At 61.1% G+C, this 2,752-nt stretch carries 4 protein-coding genes; 2 read left to right on the top strand and 2 right to left on the bottom strand.

Translation table 11 applies throughout. The features are described from left to right. Positions 1-334: 334 nt before the first annotated feature. Positions 335-556 (top strand): hypothetical protein, encoded by a 222-nt coding sequence (locus B6S44_RS21330; protein WP_129158910.1) that lies wholly within the window; start codon positions 335-337, stop codon positions 554-556. Positions 557-637: 81 nt separating this feature from the next. On the opposite strand, the gene B6S44_RS21325 is transcribed toward B6S44_RS21330, so the two are convergent. Together B6S44_RS21325 and B6S44_RS21320 are read right to left on the bottom strand one after the other, a co-directional pair. Beyond that, positions 638-1,483 (bottom strand): pirin family protein, encoded by an 846-nt coding sequence (locus B6S44_RS21325; protein ID WP_129158909.1) that lies wholly within the window; start codon positions 1,481-1,483, stop codon positions 638-640. Between the two features lie 17 nt (positions 1,484-1,500). After that, positions 1,501-2,136, bottom strand: a complete 636-nt coding sequence (locus tag B6S44_RS21320; protein ID WP_129158908.1) for an FMN-dependent NADH-azoreductase — start codon at positions 2,134-2,136, stop codon at positions 1,501-1,503. A gap of 128 nt (positions 2,137-2,264) precedes the next feature. Here B6S44_RS21320 and B6S44_RS21315 point away from each other — a divergent pair. Further along, positions 2,265-2,752, top strand: a 488-nt coding sequence (locus B6S44_RS21315; RefSeq protein WP_129158907.1) for a LysR family transcriptional regulator, incomplete at its 3' end; no start/stop codon positions are given.

The raw sequence follows: 2,752 nt of genomic DNA, 5'->3' as shown, positions 1-2,752 counted from the left end.
TTTTTTGATTTTGCTTTTTTTTGTTTGTGCCTTGCATTATCCGTGTTTTTTGGTTGGTGTGGTCTTTCGGCTATAGAGTGGGAAATCGCAAATCTGCCCTGCTTTTGTATGGGTGTATTTCGGTTGTCAGAACGGTTTCGCTGAAAGTTCTCCGGCGGTCCAATATATTGTTTTAGTGCTCGCGATATCGAACGGATATCAATAGGAGACGTTGACAAGAGCGGCAGCCGGCTCAACTTAGAGGTCGGCATTTGGGCGGACCGCGTATTTCGAGAGGCGAGAGCAGTAAGCGGCGCCGACGCGGTGATTTCCGCTGGCACTGCGGAAAGCTGCCGTGTTGAGAACTGCGGCATTGCGCGAAAAGCTCCAAAGCGGCGCGCAAATTCAAGTTTGGGCGACCGACCTGGAACTAGAAACTCGGGCACCCGACATTATGCCGGCTCTTATCGCCGTAGCTGAGGACGGCCGCTACGGAAGGTACAACCCGACCGGAGCTGCCGGTAATGATCGCGCGTATTCGATCTCCCTGGGCTTCCCCATGGATGAAGCGACCTGATACAGAGAGTCGCGACGCCTTGTCGTACAGGTCGCGAAGCAAGTTGCCGTGATCGACGGTGCGCTTCGTTGCCAGCGGTGGTCAGCCTCGAGGATGGCATTCCGTGCCGTCTTCTTGATGTTCGCTGCGGTATGAGCCGCCAGCGATGGACCCTGCAACTGAGCGCTGCGCAGCCTTGGCCACGAAGCGGGCCGCACCATCCCCAATCGTGCCGCCCCGCGTGATCCCGGCTTCGGGGTTGATTACGAACGCCACGACTAGCGCAGGTTCAACGGCCCGAAGGACCAACTCGGCCGGGTCGGTTGTTAGTCCGCTCTCGGATTGATCAAACCGCGTGCCGTTTGCTTCGACGCTGCCAGAATAAACGAAGCAATACCGGCTCAAACCTGGCCTATGGGTGAGCGCGGTTGATGCGTCTGCCTCTAAATGGATGTCGTGGAGGTCGATGTCGTTACGCACGAAGAACGGAGCAGCGCCACCTTCTGGGCCGACGAGATGCCGCCACTGATTGGGCTCGGGAGCCGCCAGAGGTTGATGCTGGATGCGAGGCTCCAGATCAAGCGTGTGTGGCCGCACGAAGATCTGCAACATCCGAAGCGGCGGGTCACCGGCGAGCGTTCGCTCCTCGTGCCAGAAGCTACGGCCCGCATTCATGACCATGAGGTGGTCCGCGTCGGTGATGAGCTTGCCAGTCGTGCGATCATCGTGCCGCATGACTCCATGGGGCACATAGGAGATTATCTCGTCCTGCACATGCTCGTGCATCTTGATCCAAGTGTCGGGAGCCTTGAACGACTCGGCAATCAGCGCGAGTGGGCCATAACCATGGTCAGGATGGCCGGGGATGTTGAGCCCCGGCATCGCGGCGTGGACGACGAACTTGCCCTGGTCGACCACCAAGGGAGTTCTTTCGGCCTTGTAGAGCATGCCTTTCCTCCTGAACCTCAGGCTGCCAGCGACGTAGCGAACAGGCGGTCGATCTGCTCATTCGCCGAGATCATCGCTTGCTTCACGGCCTCAGGCCCCATGTTGGTGCCTTCGGCGCGAACGATGGCGACGTCACTGATGCCCGTGAAGCCGAGCACACCACGCAGGTAGGCCTCCTGGTGGTCCAGGGCAGCCTCCAAGGGCGTGCCGGCGTACATCCCACCACGCGAGGAGGCGATCACGACGCGCTTGCCCCCAGCGAGTCCCACCGGGCCGGCTTCGGTGTACTTAAAGGTGCGGCCGGCCTGAGCAATGCGGTCGATCCAAGCCTTGAGCGGTGTGGGCAGGCTGAAGTTGTACATCGGCGCCCCGATCACGACCGCGTCGGCGGCGAGGAACTCCTCGACCAGCTCATCCGAGAGCGCAATCTGCACCCGCTCCTCGTCACTCAAGCCCGTCAGGTCGCGGGAGCGCATGGCCATCATCACGGGCCCGGTCAAGTGGGCCGGGGGCGCGGCCGCCAGATCGCGATAGGTGACCAGAAGGTGAGGGTTGGCCTGCTGCCAGGCGCTCACAATAGAAGCGGTCAGCTTGCGCGAGGTGGAAAAGCCGCCGAGGGCGCTGGAGTCAATGTGAAGAAGCGTCTTGGTCATGGGATCCTCTGGGTTTGGGCCAAACGGCCGTCCTTGCTGTCCCACCGAACCTAGCTGTTGAACGACATTGCCAATAGGCGGCCTCCGTGGCACTCACTGTTCCAGCAATGGAACGACAATGGGCGGCCATGCAGAATCTCAACGACCTCTACTTCTTCGCCAAGGTGGTGGAGCACAAAGGCTTTGCGCCCGCCAGCCGGATGCTCGGCATTCCCAAGTCAACCCTGAGCCGGCGTGTGTCGCTGCTGGAGGAGCGGCTCGGCGTGCGGCTGCTTCAGCGCTCGACCCGTCGTTTCGCCGTGACCGAGATCGGACAGGACTACTATCGGCACTGCCTCGCTATGGTGGCGGAAGCCGAGACGGCGCAGGAGGCGGTTGAGCGCGTTCAAGCCGCGCCGCAGGGACACATTCGGGTGAGTTGCCCGGTGACGCTCAGCCTGACCACCGTGGCACCGCTGGTTGCACGCTTCCTTGCAGAGCATCCACGTGTGCGGATCCACTCCGCGGTGCCGAACCTTCCCCGCGCCGGGACCGGAGACGTCTCCGAAGCAGGACTTCGCGTCCGCATGCCGCCGTTGGCGATTTCGTACAGGGAAATGCTAGTTCATCGCAACGG

The sequence above is a fragment of the Allobosea sp. Tri-44 genome (genome assembly GCF_004123845.1).
Classification (GTDB): Bacteria; Pseudomonadota; Alphaproteobacteria; order Rhizobiales; family Beijerinckiaceae; genus Allobosea.
The sequence above is the reverse complement of the archived record's forward strand: the minus strand, read 5'-3'. Positions and strand labels throughout refer to the sequence as shown.